Raw genomic sequence first — 19,064 nt, 5'->3', positions numbered from 1 at the left:
TAGAATGATTAGTTTAGAACTTTTATTAGCCTCAGCAATTGGCCTACTCACTGCCACTGGGATCTATCTGATTCTGCGGGCACGTACCTTTCCGGTCGTCCTTGGACTGGCCATGATTGGTTATGCAGTGAACCTGTTTTTATTTGCCATGGGCCGTATTCAGATGAATTCGCCTGCAGTGCTCACCGAAGCCACGCAGGTCACCGATCCTTTACCTCAGGCGCTAGTGCTGACCGCCATTGTAATCGGTTTTGCCACCACCGCCTTTATTGTACAGCTGGCCTTACGTAGCCGTTATGAATCAGGAACAGATCACGTTGATTCCAAAGAAGAAATACCGCAACATGACCCACGCGAGGATGAGCCGTAATGACTGATCTTCTCAACTTCTTGAATCAACACACCCCTATTTTCAGTATTCTTTTACCGGCCTTTACTGCCTTTATTTTAGTACTGTTAGGTAACCCGGGTTCCGGTTCTCTGATTACCGACTGGCGTCAGCCGTGGCGTCGTGGCGTGAGTCATATTTCGACCCTATTGGGTCTGATTATGGCGATTGGCTATCTGATCAATAGCAGCCAAGGGCAAATTAATGTCTACACTTTAAGTGAATGGGCTGCCCCTTTTGGTATTGTGCTGGTCCTAGACCAACTCTCTGCCTTGATGCTGGTACTGACCTATGCACTCGCTTTGCCAATCGTTTGGTATGCCAGCAAAGAATGGGATATTCGCGGGCGCTATTTCCACGCCATGGTGCATTTTTTATTAATGGGGCTTAGTGGTGCCTTTCTGACCGGTGACTTGTTTAACCTGTTCGTGTTCTTCGAGATCCTGTTAATGGCATCCTATGTCCTACTTTTGCATGGGCAAGGCAAGGCACGCTTCCAGCTCGGTGTACATTATGTGGCTATTAACCTGCTCGCTTCTGCCATGTTCCTGATCGGGCTCGGCATGATTTATGGCAGTGTCGGCAGTCTGAATATGGCTGATGTCGCTAGACTGATGCCAACTTTGGCAGGCGATGAACATAAGCTGGCCGTTGCAGGCGGACTGATGCTATTTGTGGTGTTCGGGATCAAGGCAGCCATGTTACCGGTAGGCCTGTGGCTTCCTAAAACGTATGCTGTTGCGACTACTCCGGTGGCTGCCCTGTTTACCATCATGACCAAAGTCGGGATCTACGCGATTATCCGGGTCAATGGCACTGTATTTGATGATGAATATAGCCACCAGATTCTGATGAACTGTCTGCTGGTAATTGGGGTGATTACTTCACTGTATGGGGCATTTGGTGCCATTGGGACTGAACGTCTACGTCGTTTCGTCGGCTTTATGATCCTGTCTTCGGTCGGCACCATTCTGATTGCGATTGCCATGAACAGCACTCAGGCTTGGGCAGGTGCCTTGTACTATATGGTACACAGTACCCTAATTGGCGCAGCGTTTTATATCCTATGTGGCTGGATTACCTCACAACGCGGTGAATTTAAAGATCACTTTAAAATTGCCCCACAGATGAAACAGAATACTTTGGTTTCCATTGTATATTTCATCATTGCCTTGATGATGGCCGGCTTACCACCTTTCAGCGGCTTCTTCGGTAAGGTGTTTATCCTGCAAGCTTCAGGACAGTCTGAGCATCAAATGCTGATTATCTTTACGGTTCTACTGGTCAGCTTACTAAGTATTCTGGCTTTTACCCGGGTCGGTTTTATTCTGTTCTGGCGTTCAAGCAAACCTGAACAGGATGAAAATTCTGCAGAATTCAGCAAGTATGAAGCCTTACCAAGTAAGGCACCGGCACGTAATGACCGGGTTATTTATCTACTATTGCTCAGTCTGACTGCCTTCGTTGTTTTTGCTGCACCGATCTATCAATATAATTATCAGACCGCAGCACAGATTAAAACCAATCCGATTTATGAAGCCGCATTGCTAAAACGTGATGCTGAAGGTAAGTTCATCAGTGTACAGCCATTTGATCCGGGTTATTTACCGGAAACCAAATATGGTGGTGAAACGCCTGATCCAAATGCGCATCTGATTCCTTATGTCATTTCAGAAAATACCTTAAATGGCGAACATATTTCTGAATTTAAACAGCGTCAGATAGATAAACAGTATATTGAACAGAACAAATACGACGACAATCAACTTAAACCGGCGGAGGGACTTTAATGGCTGAATCATTACTTCAACGCTGGTTCCCACATCCTTTCGTTTCGGTCATTGTGGCGATGAGCTGGGTCATGCTGGCCCATAATATGGAAGTCGGCACACTCCTTATGGCAATATTTCTGGCCATTTTGATTCCCCGAATAGTCGCCCCTTTTATTGATTACACACCGAATATCCGGTGGGTGCCAGCGATGCGCCTGTTTTGGGTCGTCGTTTGGGACATCATTGTCGCAAACATTAAGGTAGCGATTCTGGTTCTGGGACCGACCAAAAATCTGCATCCCAAATGGTTTCGTGTTCCTCTGGATACCGAACATGAAGAAGTAAATACTTTACTGGCGATGATCATTACCACGACACCTGGTACAGTTTCTGCGGGGATTGATCAGGACCGTGGCGATATTCTGGTGCATGCCTTAAGCACGGATGATGAAGAGGCCGAAATTGAAACCATCAAACAGCGCTATGAACAACCATTGATTAAAATTTTTAGCGCACAATCAGGAGCTGAAGCATGACCATTCTGCCATATGCATTGCTGATTTGTCTGGGTGCTGTCACGATCTCCATGTTGCTGTGTCTGATCCGGCTGGTCATGGGCCCATCAATCGTCGACCGTCTGCTGGCACTGGACACCCTATTTTTAAATGCAACCTGTCTGGTGGTGATTCTGGGAATCTACTGGAGCAGTACTTTCATGTTTGAAGGTGCCTTACTAGTGGCCATGTTAGGTTTTGTCTCTACCGCTGCCCTTGCCCGCTATTTCACCACTGGCCATGTCATCGACTAGGAGTTCTTAAATGCCTTTAATTTTAGAAATACTAGTTTCGATTTTTTTATTGATTGGCGCGTTCTTTATGCTGGTGGGCGGTATTGGGATGATACGTCTACCCGACCTGTTTATGCGTCTGCATGCACCGACCAAATCCAGTACCTTAGGATTGGGAAGCTTCCTGATCGCTTCTATTATTTTTTCAGCCATCTATGGCCGTTTAGGTTTTGCCGAAGTACTGATTACCCTATTTGCCTTCATTACTGCACCGGTATCTGCCAACCTGATGGCGCAAGCGGCCTTACATTTACGTTTGCGTTCGATGAGTGGTGAAGTGCCAGAAACTCTGGAACGTCCATTGCCTTGGCAGAAAACCCGCCGTCGTGCATTTTATGAAAAGAAAATGAATGATCAAGACTCAAGTAATAGTTAGCCAGTTCTACTTAAAAGTTCAGTAATAAAAAAGCCACCCTAAGGTGGCTTTTTTATTGAGCTTTATAAAAGCTTATTCTTCATCTTTCTTATCTTCAGCAGGAGGTAAATCCTTCACTGCTTCAGCAATCAGACCAAACATATAGTTACCATATGCATTGGTTTTGTCGTAATGGAAACGTAGACGAGGTGTAATACGTGTCTTGATCCGACGGCTCAGTTCATGGCGCAAGAACCCAGATGCCTTATTCAGGACATCGAGTGTTTCTTTATTTGCCGCTTCACTTTGCTCATCACCCAGTTCACGCCCCATTACTGTGACATAAACTTCTGCATATCCTAAGTCTGGGCTCACCTTCACGGCTGAGATGGTCACCAGACCCCCCAGACGTGGATCTTTCAGCTCCTGACGGATCAGTTCAGACAACTCACGTTGTACCGTATCCGCCATACGCTTAAGACGTTGACTACCCGCCATTAAAGACTCCGTTTAATCAATTGCACATCATACACTTCGATCTTGTCGAGAGGTTTGATGTCTTTATAGCCTTTCACCGCAAGACCACATTCCATACCGGCACGAACTTCTTCCACCACTTCTTTATAGCGACGAAGAGATTCTAGCTCACCCTGGAAGATCACCACGTCATCACGTAATACGCGAATCGGTTTATTACGGTGTAATACGCCTTCAAGGACCATACAGCCTGCTGCAGCACCAAATTTGCTTGAGTGGAACACTTCACGTACTTGAGCAACACCCAAGATCGTTTCACGGTGTTCAGGAGCAAGCTTACCGCTCATCGCTGCTTTCACGTCATCAATCAATTGATAGATTACTGAGTAGTAACGAATGTCGATACTGTCTGCATCTGCTTTTTGACGTGCAGTATTGTCGGCACGTACGTTAAAGCCCAGAAGAACCGCTTCTGAAGATTCAGCAAGTGTTACGTCAGATTCAGTAATCGCACCTACACCAGAACCGATAATACGTACTTTTACTTCATCCGTTGAAAGCTCAGCCAATGCAACATGCAGTGCTTCCAATGTACCGCGTACATCAGTTTTCAATACCACATTGACGATTGGCACATCTTTTTTGCCCATAGACGCCATGATGTTTTCAAGACGCATTGCAGATTGACGTTCAAGACGTTTTTGACGTTCACGATCCATACGCGCATCGGCAACTTCACGTGCTTTCTTCTCGTCATTCACAACAAGAACTTCGTCACCTGCCATCGGCGCTTCTGGAAGACCCAGAATTTCAACTGGAATCGAAGGACCTGCAGACTTGATACGTTTACCGTTTTCATCGGTCATGGCACGAACGCGGCCATAAGATGAACCAGCAAGAACCAGATCACCCACTTTCAGCGTACCGTTTTGTACAAGAATAGAAGTCACTGCACCGCGGCCTTTATCAACACGCGCTTCAATCACAACACCTTGTGCCGCACCTTCTTCAGACGCCTTCAATTCAAGCAATTCAGACTGAATTAAAATCAGGTCAAGAAGTTCGTCAATACCCGCACCAGTATGTGCAGATACTTTCGCGACAGGAACGTCACCGCCCCATTCTTCAGGTACGATTTCTTTGGTGGTCAATTCGTTCAATACGCGATCTGGATCAGCAGAGTCTTTATCCATCTTGTTGATTGCAACAATGATTGGCGTACCCGCTGCACGTGCGTGATCGATTGCTTCTGCAGTTTGTGGCATCACGCCATCGTCTGCTGCAACAACCAAGACTACGATATCAGTCGCTTTGGCACCACGTGAACGCATTGCAGTAAACGCTGCGTGTCCCGGAGTATCAAGGAATGTGATACTACCTTTATCAGTCGTTACATGATAAGCACCGATATGCTGGGTAATGCCACCTGCTTCACCTTGCGCCACTTTGGCACGACGAATACGGTCCAGAAGCGATGTTTTACCATGGTCAACGTGACCCATAATCGTAACAACTGGCGCACGAGTAGTTTGCGCACCACGAGCTTCTTCAGCCTGTTCAAGCAGGTTATCTTCAACTGCAGTTTCAGAAACCAGTACCGGGTTATGGCCCATTTCTTCAACCACAAGTGCTGCGATTTCCTGATCGATCGCCTGGTTTTGAGTAACCAGTTCACCCATTTTCATNNTGTGAGTTATCACGGAAAGACTGCTCTTCACCACGACGACCACCTTTCTTCGGTGAACGTGTATTTGAAGTATTGGTACCACGTTTAATTTCGCGGTCTTCTTTCGCAAATGAGTCTTCATATGCCTGACCAACCAGACCAGCAGCAAGTGGAGAATCATCAATCACACGAATGGTTGCAGTGGTATCTTCAGAAGAATACTTCGACGCCATCTTGCGCATTTGCTCAAGGGTACGTTGTTGTGCTTCTTCAGCTGCCTTACGACGTGCCGCTTCTTCAGCTGCTTTTAATTGAGCGGCTTGAGCTTCACGTGCTTTTTTCTGTTCTGCTGTTTCAACTTGTTTAACCGCTGCTTTCACAATCGGCTTGTTAGTTGATTTGCGTTTTACCACAACAGCTGCTTTAGGTGTTTCCTGTTTCTCAGTTTCTTGTTTCTGAGCTGCACGCATTGCTTCTAGGGCTTTGCTTGCATTGTTTGTACCCGATTTAGGTGCATCAGCAGGTTTTCTAGCTGGTGCTGACTTCTGTTCAGCTTCTGCTTTCGCTTGCTGTTCAGCTTGAGCCTTCGCTAAAGCTTCTGCTTTAATTTGTTCCGGGTCTGGCTTGACGAATGTATGTTTCTTGCGAACTTCTACATTAATCGTTTTCGCCTTACCTGAAGTACTTGCCACTTTAGCAGTACTGGTCGTTTTACGTTTCAACGTGATTTGTCCTGCATGGCCATCTGAACCTTGTGTCTTTTTCACATGATTCATTAAGCGATCTTGTTGTTCGGTGGTAATAATATCGTCAGCTTTACGCTGTGGTAAACCTGCCTCACGAACCTGCTCTAGGAGCTTATCAACATGGCGACCCACGCTGAGTGCTAACTCTTTAATCGACTTGTCCGTCATATACTACCTCCTAGTTAAACCATGATTCGCGCGCTTTCATAATAAGTTGACCGGCTTTCTCAGCACCGAGACCTTCGATATCTTCAATATCATCAGTCGCTTGGTCAGCTAAGTCATCTACGGTTACCACACCACGAGCTGCGAGAGCTTGCGCGATCTCTGCTGTCATGCCTTCCATTGCAACAAGTTCTTCACTTGGCGCTTGTACGTTTTCTTGCTGTTGTAATGCATCAGCAAGTGCAATTTCTTTCGCACGGCTTTGCAGTAGTTCAACCAGTTCCGCATCCAGTTCGATTTCATCAAACGTTTCTGGCGGTACGTAAGCAATTTCTTCAAGCGAGGTGAAGCCCATTTCTACCAACGCCATCGCCAAATCTTCAGCAATATCCAGACGTGTAACAAACATGTCCAGGTATTTTTGTGCTTCGCTTTGCTGACGTGCGTAGTATTCTTCTTCCAGCATCATGTCCAGCTTGTAGCCAGTCAATTCAGATGCCAGACGAACGTTTTGACCTTGTGAACCAATTGCACGAGCTAGCTGATCACTAGTCGCGAAAATGATATCTGCAGTACGTGCATCTTCATCGATGACAATACTAGATACATCGGCTGGTTCTAATGCGCTTGCGATATATTGCGCAGGATCATCCGACCAAACCACTACATCAATACGCTCGCCATTGAGCTCTTGCTGTACAGCCTGGATACGTGTACCACGCATACCAATACAAGCACCCACCGGGTCAATACGGTGGTCGTTGGTTTTCACTGCAATTTTAGCACGAACACCCGGTTGACGAGCTGCAGCCTTAATTTCAATGATTTCTTCAGAAATTTCAGGAATTTCTTTTTTCATCAATGCAATCAGCATTTCCGGTTTAGCACGTGACAACAATAATTGTGCACCACGGCCTTCACGGTTAACGCTGTATAGAATCGCATTTACGCGTTGTTTCGGACGAAGGATTTCCTTCGGAATCATCTCTTCACGTGCCAGATACGCTTCTGCGTTGTCACCCAAGTCAATGATAAAACCATCTTTGGTTTGTTTTTTCACTTCACCATAGATCAGCTCACCGACTTTAGATTCATAAGCATCAGCAACTAGTGCACGTTCTGCTTCGCGGATCTTCTGTACAATCACCTGTTTCGCGATCTGGGCAGCAATACGACCGAAATCGATTGATTCTACTTCCAGTTCACGGATATCACCAATCGACCATTGTGCTGGATCCACATCAGAGATCGCATCCTGACAGGCAGGCATTTCATGATCTTCATCAGCCACCACTTCCCATTGACGGAAAGTACGGTAATCACCAGTTTTACGGTCAATTTCTACACGAAGACGAGCTTCTTCCGAGTGAGTCCCCTCGTAGAATTTCTTCTTAGTCGCTGCAACCAAAGCTTGTTCTAGCGCTTCAAAAATTGCTTCACGACTTACACCTTTTTCGTTACTAACCGTTTCAACCACGGTAAGAATTTCACGTGCCATAAGTCACCTATTCGTTCAGATTCTTATTAATTGAATTAATCTTGATAGACCAAGTTTGCTTTATCGATATTGTGACTGTCGATATCCAAAATCTGTTGCTTTTCTACTTCAACTTGAATCATTTCATTTTCAAGGTCGACTGCAACCAGTTTTGCCTGGAATTTACGACGGTTATCTACCGCACTGATCAGACGTAGTGCTACGGTATGACCAATATAGCCTGACATCTGTTCGAGCTGGAAGAATGGACGATCCCAACCTGGTGAAGACACTTCAAGCGAATATTCACCTGAGATTGGATCATGTACATCCAAGATCGCGCCGACTTGCTGTGTGACACGCACACAGTCCTGAACCCCAATACCACGACCCTGCTCTTCTTCGCCATCTTCATTGACAACAGGTGCTGCATTTTCATCGACCGGTTTGTCGATATAGATCCGTAATAATGAACGTTTGCCTTGTGGCAGGAATTCAATCCCCCACAGGTTTACATCACAGGCTTCAACTGCTGGTGCAATCAAGTCCTGAAGTGCTTGAGTTTTATTTGATAGCTTCATTTACTCTCGTCATCTGGTGCGATTTTATGATCTATTTGACCACTACAAACCAATACAAACTATAGTAGTAGTGAAACATGGAGATTTGACCAAATATTGTCGACACTACACGATAGCCAATAAAAAAGGGCGTAAATCGCCCCAATTAATACACAATTTGAACTTTTTTCAAATCCCACTGTGCAAAAAGGCCCACCATAGTTGTGAGCCTCTTTTAAGAAACTTGGTAGCGGGAGCTGGATTTGAACCAACGACCTTCGGGTTATGAGCCCGACGAGCTACCAGACTGCTCCATCCCGCATCAACGTGCAAAAATTATATACAAAAGATGCGAACTTTTCAATCACAACCACATCATTCTGCATATTTGTTATCTGTTACTGAAAAATTGGTAGCGGGAGCTGGATNNCAGACTGCTCCATCCCGCATCAACAGAAGTTTTTTTAGCTGCATACACCAACTTATGTTCTGGATTATAAGTTGGTGCGGAAGGGGGGACTTGAACCCCCACGCCCGAAAGCACTACCACCTCAAGGTAGCGTGTCTACCAATTCCACCACCACCGCAGCTGTGACGCATTCTAGTCGCATCACTGAAAAAAAGAAAGGTTTAATTAAAATTATTCGGTCGTTTGTGGTGCAGTTGGTGAAGTTTCAACCGGTTGCGCAGGCGCAGTTGGAGCTGATTGAATTGAAGACAAACTGTACGCATCAGTGGTCTGTTTCTTGGCAAGAATCGCCAAAGTAATACTGGTTACAAAGAACAATGCGGTAAAAACTGCCGTCAAACGGGTCATGAAATTACCCGAACCCGAGGCACCAAAGATCGTTGCCGCACCGCCGCCACCGAATGATGCACCTGCATCCGCACCTTTACCATGCTGAACCAAAATCAAGACAATCATCAAAATCGCTAAGATAATATGTACTACCAGCACAAAAGTTTGCATGCTGAACTCCTAATTATTGTGTATTTGCAAATGCTTGAGCAATTTGATGGAACGACTCAGCATTGAGCGATGCACCACCCACCAATGCCCCGTTAATGTCAGGACAGGCTGCTAACTCTACTGCATTTTCCGGTTTTACACTACCACCATATAAAATCGCCATAGTCGCAGCATAACCTGTAATCTGGCTCAAGCCCTGACGGATCTGGGCATGCATGGCCTGCGCATCTTCCGGAGAAGCTGTTTTACCGGTACCAATGGCCCAGATTGGCTCATAAGCAATCACGATATTTTTCCACTGCTCGCCTGCAACCACAGTCGCGATATCACAAATCTGTTGCAGAACCACTGCTTCTGCCTGCCCTGCTTCACGCTGTTCCAGACTTTCGCCCACACAGTAAATTACGGTTAAGCCAGCATTTAAGGCATTCTTGATTTTAGCATTTAGAATCTGTGAACTTTCAGCAAAAATTTCACGACGTTCAGAGTGTCCAATCAATACATAGTGAATCTGGCTATCAGCCAATAATTCAGCACTTACTTCCCCGGTATAAGCGCCTGTACCTGAAATACGTGATACATCTTGTGCTACGGTATATACAGGGCGATTTGCAGAAGCAAATTCAGTTTGAATTTGAGTTAAGGCAAGGGTTGTCGGTGCCACACCCAAATGACATTTCTCTGTTGAAACTGGTGCAGACTCAAGCAAGTCTTTGAAATTTTGAACCAAAGCCTGGGCATCTGCTTGCATTGGATTCATTTTCCAGTTGCCCACTACCCAAGGGGTAATCGTCGAAACCGACATAAATAACCTATTTCACTGACATATCTTGAATTGGGCACATTCTACACGGAATTGTAAAATTTAAAGAATAGTTTTATTCATCCTATTTCTCAGTTTAGACTATTCAAAATGGATATTTTTTGTTATCACTGAAAAAAATGCCCGGTTCTTCCGACCAGTTCAAGCTTTTACTGAATATCAGGAAGATTGCAGCATTCTCAGCTATGGTATTTTTGTATAACAAACGTATAATTTTAGAATAGCAAATTAAAAAAATTGAATTGATAGGCATATTGAAGCATGACAGCATTGCAGGGGTCACCAAGATTTACGGGGTTTATTCGTCGCCTGGTCTATGAAGGGGTATTATCGGCTGAAGATATGCGTACAGCTTTAGCCAATGCCAAACAAGAAAAAACGGATATCGTGGCCTATTTGGTCAGTCATCATAATCTTTCCCCTACCACCATTGCCGAAACGATCTCAGTAGAATTTGGTGAGCCTTTATTTGATATTGGCGCTTATGATCCAGGACAAATCCTGCGTGAAGATATCGATGAAAAGCTAATTACCAAACATCGAATTTTGCCAATTTATAAGAATTCCAATGTTCTTTATGTTGCCACGAGCAATCCAACCAATATTGAAGCAACGGATGCCATCCGCTTTGCAACCAAACTGAATATCGAAACTGTTATTGTTGAACACAATAAACTTGAAAAACTGATTGAGCAAAACTTTACTGAAGAAAGTACTTTTGATTTTGATGATGATTTCGATCTGGATGTCGATGTCGACACAACCGATCCAAATAAAGAAGAAGACGAAAAAGACAAAAGTGAAGAAGCCCCGATTGTTAAATATATTAATAAATTACTGATTGATGCCATTCGTATGGGGGCATCAGATTTACATTTTGAACCTTATGAAAAAATGTATCGGGTACGCTATCGTGTTGATGGAGTCTTACGTCAAATTGCAACACCGCCGCTACAACTAGCAAACCGTTTGGCGTCACGTTTAAAAGTTATGTCGCAAATGGACATTTCTGAGAAACGCGTGCCTCAAGACGGCCGTATTAAATTAAAGCTTTCAAAAAACAAAGCTATCGACTTCCGTGTTAACTCACTCCCTACCCTGTTTGGTGAAAAACTGGTTCTACGTATTCTAGATCCGTCTAGTGCCATGCTGGGAATTGATGCTTTAGGTTATGAACCTGAGCAGAAAGAGTTATTCATGGAAGCCTTAGATAAACCGCAAGGGATGTTACTGATTACCGGTCCTACTGGTTCCGGTAAAACCGTATCCCTTTATACGGGCTTAAACATCTTAAATCGTGAAGATACCAATATTTCTACTGCGGAAGATCCGGTCGAGATTAATCTGCAAGGGATTAATCAGGTTAACGTGAATAATAAAGTTGGCCTGACTTTCGCAGCGGCATTAAAATCCTTCTTGCGTCAGGATCCTGATATTGTCATGGTCGGTGAGATCCGTGATCTGGAAACAGCTGAAATTGCAATCAAGGCAGCCCAAACAGGTCATATGGTGATGTCAACCCTGCACACCAACAGTGCTCCGGAAACTCTGACCCGTTTACGTAATATGGGCGTCCCTTCTTTCAATATCGCGACCTCGGTCAATCTAGTGATTGCGCAGCGTCTGGCCCGTCGCTTGTGTTCACAATGTAAAAAGCCGGCTGATATTCCTCAGCAAAGTTTGCTAGAAATGGGCTTTACCGAAGCAGATTTACAAAGCCCTGAATTTCAGATTTATGAGCCAGTCGGCTGTAATGAATGCCGTGAAGGTTATAAGGGCCGGGTCGGTATTTACGAAGTCATGAAAGTCACACCTGAAATTTCAAGAATTATTATGGAAGATGGCAATGCCATTGAAATTGCTGAAGCTTCCGCGCGTGCAGGATTTAACAATTTACGCCGATCAGGGTTAGTGAAGGTTATGCAGGGGGTGACTTCTTTACAGGAAGTCAATCGTGTAACCAGCGAATGATCGTGCTGAATATAAAATAAGGATAAAGCTATGGCAGCAGTAAAAAAAGGCCAGATGACACCGATCTTCAGTTATGAAGGGGTTGACCGCAAAGGCGCAAAGATCAAAGGGGAATTGCCGGCACGAAATATGGCCTTGGCAAAAGTGAACTTGCGCAAACAAGGCATTACGATCAAAACCATTCGAGAAAAGAAAAAAAATATTCTCGAAGGTTTGATGAAGAAAAAGGTTTCCACCCTGGATATCACCATCTTCACCCGTCAGCTCGCCACCATGATGAAAGCGGGGGTGCCTTTAGTACAAGGCTTTGAAATTGTTGCAGAAGGTTTAGAAAATCCATCCATGCGCGAGGTTGTGCTTGGAATTAAAGGCGAAGTTGAAGGGGGGAATACTTTTGCCGGAGCCTTACGAAAATACCCACAATATTTCGATAATCTATTCTGCTCTTTGGTCGAATCTGGCGAACAATCTGGTGCTCTGGAAACCATGCTGGATCGTGTCGCGATTTATAAAGAAAAAAGTGAACTGTTGAAGCAAAAGATCAAAAAAGCCATGAAATATCCAGCTACAGTTATTGTAGTAGCTGTGATCGTGACGATTATTCTGATGGTGAAAGTAGTCCCTGTATTCCAGGACTTATTCTCTTCATTCGGTGCGGACTTACCTGCATTTACTAAAATGGTAGTCAATATGTCCGAATGGATGCAAAAATATTGGTTCCTTTTGATTATTGGAATTGGCGTAGTGATTACTGCTTTCCTTGAAGCGAAAAAGCGTAGCAAAAAATTCCGTGATTTACTGGATAAGGCTGCGCTCAAAGCACCCATCTTTGGTGATCTGGTCTATAAAGCGATCATTGCTCGTTATAGCCGCACTCTCGCCACCACTTTTGCTGCCGGTGTGCCATTAATTGATGCGCTTGAATCGACTGCTGGTGCAACCAATAACGTGGTCTATGAGGAGGCGGTATTAAAAATCAAGGAAGATGTTGCAACCGGTCAACAGCTTCAATTTGCCATGCGTGTCACCGATAAATTCCCTTCTATGGCCGTACAAATGGTTGCGATTGGTGAAGAATCCGGCGCACTAGATGCTATGCTGGATAAAGTCGCAACCCATTATGAAAATGAAGTCGACAATGCGGTCGACGGTTTAACTTCCATGATGGAGCCCTTGATTATGGCCATTCTTGGTGTCCTTGTTGGTGGCCTTGTTATCGCAATGTACCTTCCAATTTTCCAAATGGGTTCCGTGGTTTAATGCAAGATTTTATTTTATATTTCAGTCAAAACCCAACTGCGCTTTATCTCGCAGTTGGGCTTTTTAGTCTCTGTATTGGTAGCTTTTTAAACGTTGTCATTTACCGCACCCCTAAAATGATGGAACAGGAGTGGCGTACAGATTGCCAGCTGTTTTTGCATCCAGATCAGCCCATTATTGATGAAAGCAAAATTACTTTAAGCAAGCCAGCTTCAACCTGCCCGAAATGTCAGACTCCTATTCGCTGGTATCAAAATATTCCAGTGATTAGCTGGATCTTATTACGCGGTAAATGTGGCAACTGTCAGAATCCAATCAGTATTCGCTATCCATTTATCGAACTTCTCACAGCTGTTTGTGCATTAATAGTGGTAGCAACATTCGGGCCTACAATACAGATGCTGTTTGGTTTGGTTTTTACCTATGTCTTGATTGCCCTCACCTTTATTGATTTCGACACCCAGTTATTACCTGATCGCTATACCCTGCCGCTGGCTGCACTCGGCCTGGGTATTAATAGTTATGCGATTTATACTACCCCTAGTTCTGCCATCTGGGGCTATATCATTGGCTTCTTATGCTTATGGGTAGTGTATTATCTATTTAAGCTGGTGACCGGCAAGGAAGGTATGGGCTATGGAGATTTCAAACTGTTAGCGGCCCTAGGTGCCTGGATGGGGCCTATGCTCCTACCACTCATTGTATTATTGTCATCATTAGTGGGTGCGATTATTGGGATTATCCTGCTTAAAGTCCGTAAAGAAAATCAGCCCTTTGCCTTTGGCCCTTATATTGCCATTGCCGGCTGGATTGCCTTTTTATGGGGTGAGCAGATCATGAAAATTTATTTAGGTCAGTAAAGTGAAATTTGTACTAGGTTTAACTGGTGGAATTGGCAGTGGCAAGTCTGCTGCCAGCCAATGGTTTGAATCTCAAGGGATTGCTGTCGTAGATGCGGATATTGTCGCCCGTGAAGTCGTTGATATTGGTCAACCAGCCCTACAGCAGATTCAGCAAGCTTTTGGCGATTGGGTTTTGCTTGAGGATGGCTCATTGAATCGCCGTGCTTTGCGCGAACATATTTTTCATTCTCAAGAAGCACGAAAAACGCTGGAAAATATCACCCACCCTGCTATTCGCACTTCAATTATTCAACAGTTGCATGCAGCACAAAGTCCTTATGCGATTTTAGTGTCTCCTTTATTGTTTGAAACCAATCAGCATGAACTGACACAACATACATTATTAATTGATGCTGCTATTGAACTGCAAATTCAACGGGCTTCGCAGCGTGATAGACAAAATGTAGAGCAAATTCAGAAGATCATTGCCGCACAAATGCCGCGTGAACAAAAGTGTGCCATGGCTGATGATATTGTGCTGAATGATGGTGAGCTGGAGCATCTCTATGCCCATCTCACGCCATTGCATGAAAAATATCTTCAGATGGCTGCTCAAAATCATTAACCCGAACTCAGTCAGAGTTCAAATAAAAAGCAGCCCTTTTAGGACTGCTTTTTTTGTTGTTCCAGTTTTTGACTCAGGCTATCTCGATGCATCAACCAGCGCCAAGGCTGTATGGCACCAATTGCCATACCTACCAAACCAGAGACAATCGCGAGACTTAGAGGTTCATTTAATAACGGTACAGCCAGTATGGCAGCAATGAATGGTGCGAGGGTCACGATACTGCCCGCTTTAAATGCACCTAAACGCTTAATCGCTTCCACATAAGTTAGTGTCGCTACAATCACCACAAAAATACCGTGAAAGAGAACTTGGGAAGCCATTTGCCAAGGTTCAGCCGCATCCAGATGTTTGGGGAAGAATAGCAGATAAATTGGCACATAAACGATGGCTGACCAGATCGCCACACTAGCCATAGAATGCCAGGCAGATAGCTTACATTGACGTAGCAGTACAGTGAACACCCCCCACCACATCGCACTGATGAAAAACAGCAGATCGCCTAATCCCAAGGCAACACCAGACTCCCGGAACATCAGCCAGCTCATACTGCTAATCGCAAGCAGCATAATCGCCATACTGATCCAGGTATGTCGGTCAAACCCTTGTTTAAATAATACAAAAGCGGCCACTGCGGTACTAAGCGGAATACAGCCATTGAGAAATACGGCAGCATGGGCTGCAGGTGCATAATGGAAAGCGGTATAGGCGGTCAGGCAATACCCCACTCCACCGATCATGGCTAAGAGAAAGGATTCCTTACTCCATAAAAAGGCTGTGTCCTTTTTATAAATCAGGACTGGCATCAGAATCAGAAAAGCCAGTAGGAATCGTAATCCTACCAGATCCCAGGCACTAATCCCCCATTGGGCACTTAAGCGCGTGCTTAAGGTAAAACCTCCCCAAATACACATGGTAATTAAGACAAAGGCATAACCTTGCGTTCGGGGAGACATAGACTTCTTCTTTAACAGTATTTATGAATAAACAATAAAAAGGACTTAAGCTTGACGCTGACGACAGGCCTCATAAAGAGCCATACCTGTTGCCACGCTCACATTCAGGCTTTGCAGATTACCTACCATCGGAATATAAACCGTCTGGTCACATTGGCTTTGGGTAATTGGACGTAAACCGGTATCTTCCGCACCCATCACCACGCATACACCTGTTCCGGTAAAATCAAATTTCTGGATAGGTAAAGCTTTTTCATCCAGCATCGTACCAACCACACGTACATTAAATTCATCTTTGATTTGACCCAAAGTACGCGCCAGATTGGTCACCTGAATGAACTTCACTTTTTCTGCACCACCCGCTGCCACTTTACGTGCAGTTGGCGTCAGGCTTGCTGAACGGTCACGTGGCACAATCACAGCCGCTACACCCATCGCTGCGGCAGTACGAATACAAGCACCCAGGTTATGTGGATCAGTTACCTGATCGAGCGCTAATAGAAGTACTTGAGAATCTTGCTTCAATAGATCTTCCAGATCCTTTTCATTTAAGGTTGGATGCGGACGAACTGCCGCCACAACGCCTTGGTGAAAAGGCAAACCTGCCAATTTTTCCAGCTTGTCACGACTGGCCTGCTGGACACTAATGCCGAAAGGCTCAGCCAATTCCAGCACACGTTTCAGGCGCTGATCATCACGACCTTTCAGGGTAAAAAGAGTCAAGACACGTTCAGGCTCAAGCTCCAGCAGTGATTCTACTGAATGGACGCCATAATAATACTCAGGTTTAGCCATGAACGACCTCGAAAATAAATTGGGAAATAGGCAGCAAAAGAAAAATCCTGCAAAGCCAACTTCACAGGATTCTTTATCAAGCTTAGTTTAACCGATTCAGAACAAAATTTCTTGATCGGTTACAGCTCATCTGTAGGTCTGTTTAGCCTTCAAAATGGCAAACATAGTCCAGCACGTCATCAGTTTCGATTTTGAAACGGCTATTGCCTGGCACATAGAACGACTGACCAGCACGGAACAGTTCTTTCTCTTCGCTGTCGGCGATTTGCACACGGCATTCACCTGAAATGATTTCCATACGCTCAGGGACATGTGTTTCAAAAGTTAATGCATTTTCTGAAGGTAAAATTACCCCTAAGGTTTTTTTAGTGCCATCTTCAAATTGCACCACATGGCTGATGCATAACCCGCCAAAATACACATTCGATTTTTTAAGTACTGATACATGATCAAACTGAGCTGACATGCCATTTCTCCAGATAAAGCATTTTGTAATATTTTGATTGCTGTAGTTTAAATGTGCACCCGCAACTAATCAATCGAAGTTTATCGGACTTGAATGAAATTATTGGGTACCCCTGCTTGTCTTGATTCCAGGCTGTTTGAGTGATTTCGGCAGAGCTTGGAAAATGCCGTGATTTTTCCCGCTATTTATAAGCAAAATATATTCCGATCTGATTTAATTTAACCTTCAAGCATGTCAGAAAAATGAAAATATCTTTTGTAACTTCAGTGGCCTAATCTTGGTTCCTGTGACACAACATTCAAATAAGCGTGTATTAATCCCTGAAATTTAAGATAGAATGAAATCGATTTATCCTGATTTATAATAACAGCCGCGTTGCTAGACTGAAGCAACTGACATGCTATTTCATTCAAACTTTTCGCAGCCCGGATGCGTTTATGCTGACACATTTAACTCTGATCAATTTTGCTTTGGCCGAGCATCTTGCTATTGATATTGATAAAGGTTTTAACGTTCTTACTGGTGAAACCGGTGCAGGTAAATCCCTGTTACTGGATGCCCTGTCTGCCTGTCTGGGTGAGCGAACCGATACCAATTATGTGCGTTATGGCACCGAAAAAGCCGATATAACAGCAACCTTTAGCTATCAGGAAGACAGCGCTGAGGCGAGCTGGTTAAAAGAGCATGAACTCGATGATGAGTCAGGGGAAATTCATTTACGCCGGGTGATCTTTGCCACTGGCCGCAGCAAGGCCTGGATCAATGGCCGCCCAAGCAGCCTGTCAGAACTGAAAGAAATTGGCCGACTACTGGTTCAGCTTTATAGCCAGCATAGTCAGCAGCAACTGTTAGAACCGCCTTATCCCAAACACTGGCTGGATCGCTATAGCAATTTTTATGCACCCGCTCAGGAAGTACGTGACGCTTACAGTACCTGGCATAAAAATATTCGCCAGCATCAGGCAGCGTTGGATGCACAAGCAACCCGTAAGCAACGTATGGAAACTCTGGAGCTGCAACTCGAAGAACTAGAAGAAGTCGTTCAGACGGATTATCAGGAAATTGAGCAGGAATTTGACCGCCTTTCACATCATGAAGCGATTATGCAGGACTGTGTCTATAACCTGAATGGCCTGGACGAAGGAGAACAGAATATTTCGCAGGAACTGGCTTCAATCTTGCGTCGCATGGAATCGCATGCCGGTCGTAGCGAGCAGCTTTCCCAGATTTACACTTCCTTGCTAAATGCCCAAAGTGAACTCGAAGATGCGACGGCGACCTTACGCCAGTTTATGGATCGACAAAGCTTTGATCCGGAACGTATGGAAGAACTGAATTCTAAATTGGAAGTATTTCACCGTTTAGCACGCAAATACCGCACCCAGCCAGAATTGCTGAAAGAAGAATATGAGGCCTGGCAGGCTGAGCTTGAGCAGCTGCATCAGCTGGAAGACCCAGAAACTTTGGCTGAACAGGTTGAGGTCTCTTATCAGGAGTTCCTGAGCAAAGCACAACATCTGGATCAGATTCGCCGTGATGCAGCCAAACCTCTGGCGAAAAAACTGACCGAACAGGTGAAACAGCTTGCCCTGCCTGAAGCGCATTTTGAATTTAAATTTGAGCCTTTGGAACATCCATCAAGTGAAGGTTTGAGTTTTATTCAACTTTTGTTTACTGCCAACAAAGGCATTCCAGCGCAACCTCTGGCACGGGTGGCTTCAGGCGGTGAATTATCTCGTATCGCCTTGGTGATGCAGGTGATGAATGCAGAAAAAACCGAAGCTGAAGTACTGGTCTTTGATGAAATCGATGTCGGGATCAGTGGCGGTACTGCGGAAATCGTGGGTCGCTTATTGGCTGATCTGGCACAGCATGTACAAATTCTATGTATCACCCATCAGGC

The 19,064-nt window shown here is 44.8% G+C and carries 18 protein-coding genes, 2 tRNA genes and 1 pseudogene; 10 read left to right on the top strand and 11 right to left on the bottom strand.

All coding sequences use genetic code 11. The annotated features are described in order from the left end of the window. Positions 1 to 4 precede the first annotated feature (4 nt). From B3J29_RS03135 to B3J29_RS03115, 5 genes are read left to right on the top strand one after another with little or no spacing between them, the layout of a single operon-like run. Positions 5 to 370, top strand: a complete 366-nt coding sequence (locus tag B3J29_RS03135; RefSeq protein ID WP_004787185.1) for a Na+/H+ antiporter subunit C — start codon at positions 5 to 7, stop codon at positions 368 to 370. Beyond that, positions 370 to 2,178 (top strand): monovalent cation/H+ antiporter subunit D, encoded by a 1,809-nt coding sequence (locus B3J29_RS03130; protein WP_175966275.1) that lies wholly within the window; start codon positions 370 to 372, stop codon positions 2,176 to 2,178. The genes B3J29_RS03135 and B3J29_RS03130 overlap by 1 nt, the downstream gene beginning before the upstream one ends. Further along, on the top strand, positions 2,178 to 2,696 hold the full coding sequence (locus tag B3J29_RS03125; protein WP_175966276.1) for a Na+/H+ antiporter subunit E: 519 nt from the start codon (positions 2,178 to 2,180) through the stop codon (positions 2,694 to 2,696). Before B3J29_RS03130 ends, B3J29_RS03125 begins: the two co-directional genes overlap by 1 nt. Continuing rightward, entirely contained in the window at positions 2,693 to 2,968 is a 276-nt protein-coding gene (locus B3J29_RS03120; RefSeq protein WP_004787192.1) for a monovalent cation/H+ antiporter subunit F, read from the top strand. The genes B3J29_RS03125 and B3J29_RS03120 overlap by 4 nt, the downstream gene beginning before the upstream one ends. A 10-nt stretch (positions 2,969 to 2,978) precedes the next feature. Beyond that, positions 2,979 to 3,383, top strand: a complete 405-nt coding sequence (locus B3J29_RS03115) for a Na+/H+ antiporter subunit G (protein WP_175966277.1) — start codon at positions 2,979 to 2,981, stop codon at positions 3,381 to 3,383. Between the two features lie 72 nt (positions 3,384 to 3,455). On the opposite strand, the gene B3J29_RS03110 is transcribed toward B3J29_RS03115, so the two are convergent. From B3J29_RS03110 to tpiA, 8 genes and pseudogenes are all read right to left on the bottom strand, one after another. Further along, positions 3,456 to 3,860, bottom strand: a complete 405-nt coding sequence (locus B3J29_RS03110; protein ID WP_004810065.1) for a ribosome-binding factor A — start codon at positions 3,858 to 3,860, stop codon at positions 3,456 to 3,458. After that, positions 3,860 to 6,419, bottom strand: a pseudogene (infB, locus tag B3J29_RS03105) (translation initiation factor IF-2). Before infB ends, B3J29_RS03110 begins: the two are co-directional and overlap by 1 nt. 10 nt (positions 6,420 to 6,429) lie before the next feature. Beyond that, entirely contained in the window at positions 6,430 to 7,914 is a 1,485-nt protein-coding gene (nusA, locus tag B3J29_RS03100; RefSeq protein WP_004787201.1) for a transcription termination factor NusA, read from the bottom strand. A gap of 35 nt (positions 7,915 to 7,949) precedes the next feature. Continuing rightward, positions 7,950 to 8,474: a ribosome maturation factor RimP gene (rimP, locus tag B3J29_RS03095; protein WP_034169753.1), complete on the bottom strand. Its 525-nt coding sequence runs from the start codon at positions 8,472 to 8,474 to the stop codon at positions 7,950 to 7,952. 224 nt (positions 8,475 to 8,698) lie between these two features. Beyond that, positions 8,699 to 8,775: transfer RNA gene (locus tag B3J29_RS03090), tRNA-Met, on the bottom strand. A 180-nt stretch (positions 8,776 to 8,955) separates the two neighbouring features. After that, positions 8,956 to 9,040 (bottom strand) — tRNA-Leu (locus B3J29_RS03085). Positions 9,041 to 9,093: 53 nt separating this feature from the next. After that, positions 9,094 to 9,423 (bottom strand): preprotein translocase subunit SecG, encoded by a 330-nt coding sequence (gene secG, locus B3J29_RS03080; RefSeq protein WP_004787204.1) that lies wholly within the window; start codon positions 9,421 to 9,423, stop codon positions 9,094 to 9,096. A 13-nt stretch (positions 9,424 to 9,436) separates the two neighbouring features. Further along, positions 9,437 to 10,228 (bottom strand): triose-phosphate isomerase, encoded by a 792-nt coding sequence (tpiA, locus tag B3J29_RS03075; protein WP_175966279.1) that lies wholly within the window; start codon positions 10,226 to 10,228, stop codon positions 9,437 to 9,439. A 279-nt stretch (positions 10,229 to 10,507) separates the two neighbouring features. On the opposite strand from tpiA, the gene pilB reads away from it, so the two are divergent. From pilB to coaE, 4 genes are read left to right on the top strand one after another with little or no spacing between them, the layout of a single operon-like run. After that, positions 10,508 to 12,217: a type IV-A pilus assembly ATPase PilB gene (gene pilB / locus B3J29_RS03070; RefSeq protein ID WP_175966280.1), complete on the top strand. Its 1,710-nt coding sequence runs from the start codon at positions 10,508 to 10,510 to the stop codon at positions 12,215 to 12,217. A 30-nt stretch (positions 12,218 to 12,247) separates the two neighbouring features. Beyond that, complete coding sequence (locus B3J29_RS03065) at positions 12,248 to 13,477, top strand: type II secretion system F family protein (protein ID WP_004787210.1); 1,230 nt, start codon at positions 12,248 to 12,250, stop codon at positions 13,475 to 13,477. Further along, positions 13,477 to 14,337 (top strand): prepilin peptidase, encoded by an 861-nt coding sequence (locus B3J29_RS03060; RefSeq protein ID WP_175966281.1) that lies wholly within the window; start codon positions 13,477 to 13,479, stop codon positions 14,335 to 14,337. The genes B3J29_RS03065 and B3J29_RS03060 overlap by 1 nt, the downstream gene beginning before the upstream one ends. 1 nt (position 14,338) lies before the next feature. Beyond that, positions 14,339 to 14,944 carry a dephospho-CoA kinase gene (gene coaE, locus B3J29_RS03055; protein ID WP_175966282.1) on the top strand — a complete coding sequence of 202 codons (606 nt, stop codon included), beginning with the start codon at positions 14,339 to 14,341 and terminating at the stop codon, positions 14,942 to 14,944. A gap of 38 nt (positions 14,945 to 14,982) precedes the next feature. Here the strand turns inward: coaE and B3J29_RS03050 are convergent, their stop codons facing one another. From B3J29_RS03050 to B3J29_RS03040, 3 genes are all read right to left on the bottom strand, one after another. Further along, the gene (locus B3J29_RS03050) at positions 14,983 to 15,900 is read right to left on the bottom strand and encodes a DMT family transporter (protein WP_175966283.1); all 918 of its coding nucleotides are present in this window, start codon (positions 15,898 to 15,900) and stop codon (positions 14,983 to 14,985) included. Positions 15,901 to 15,945: 45 nt separating this feature from the next. After that, positions 15,946 to 16,695 (bottom strand): 23S rRNA (guanosine(2251)-2'-O)-methyltransferase RlmB, encoded by a 750-nt coding sequence (rlmB, locus tag B3J29_RS03045; protein WP_175966285.1) that lies wholly within the window; start codon positions 16,693 to 16,695, stop codon positions 15,946 to 15,948. A 142-nt stretch (positions 16,696 to 16,837) separates the two neighbouring features. Continuing rightward, the gene (locus tag B3J29_RS03040) at positions 16,838 to 17,161 is read right to left on the bottom strand and encodes a pyrimidine/purine nucleoside phosphorylase (protein WP_004787221.1); all 324 of its coding nucleotides are present in this window, start codon (positions 17,159 to 17,161) and stop codon (positions 16,838 to 16,840) included. Between the two features lie 437 nt (positions 17,162 to 17,598). Here B3J29_RS03040 and recN point away from each other — a divergent pair. Further along, positions 17,599 to 19,064 (top strand): DNA repair protein RecN (gene recN, locus B3J29_RS03035; protein ID WP_286964384.1); only part of this gene is annotated, 1,466 nt, incomplete at its 3' end.

Source organism: Acinetobacter sp. UBA5984 (genome assembly GCF_002429925.1).
GTDB classification, from domain to species: Bacteria; Pseudomonadota; Gammaproteobacteria; order Pseudomonadales; family Moraxellaceae; genus Acinetobacter; species Acinetobacter variabilis.
This window is presented reverse-complemented; position numbering and strand designations above follow the sequence as displayed.